Genomic DNA, 691 nt, shown 5'->3' with positions numbered 1-691 from the left:
AGGTCTTCTCAACAGCCATCTATGCCCGTCTTTCCGTTGAAAACAGCGGCAAGTCCGAAAAGGTGGATGTCATCGCAAATCAGATTGAGATTTGCAAGTCCTACATTGCAGAGCGTCCCTACCTGAATCTGATAGATACCTATGTGGATAACGGACGAACGGGTACGGTTTTTGACAGACCGGAGTTCAACCGTCTGATGAACGACATCCGCACCGGCAGGATCAAGTGCCTTGTGGTTCGTGATCTCAGCCGGTTCGGGCGTGACTACATCGAGGCAGGAACCTATCTGGAACGGGTCTTTCCGCAGATCGGGCTTCGGTTTATCGCCATCAAGGAAAACTACGATAACTTTGATGCGGACGGCTCCGGCGAAAGTCTCATCATCCCTCTACAAAACATGATCAACACCCTCTACTCGAAGGACATCTCCCGCAAGGTTTCTACCGCGCTCAAGGCACAGATGGAAAGCGGAGAGTTCAAGAAGCGCAATCTCCCGTATGGTTATCGCTGGGATGAAGAACACAGCAATATGGTCTTCGATGAGGAAACCGCACCGATTGTCCGGAAGATTTTCCAATGGAAGATTGAAGGGCTGTCCCTTCCTGCGATTGCAGACCGGCTTGATGCAATGAACGCGCCCAATCCGGAGTTTCAGAAGTATCAGGTCGGCGTCCGCACAGGCAATGCTAC

General features: G+C 51.5%; 1 protein-coding gene. It reads left to right on the top strand.

The annotated features are described in order from the left end of the window. The coding region (locus tag H8711_RS13870; protein ID WP_249283909.1) for a recombinase family protein at positions 1 to 691 on the top strand (691 nt) is incomplete at both ends.

It is taken from the genome of Ligaoa zhengdingensis (assembly GCF_014384885.1).
Classification (GTDB): domain Bacteria; phylum Bacillota; class Clostridia; order Oscillospirales; family Ruminococcaceae; genus Ligaoa; species Ligaoa zhengdingensis.
This window is presented reverse-complemented; position numbering and strand designations above follow the sequence as displayed.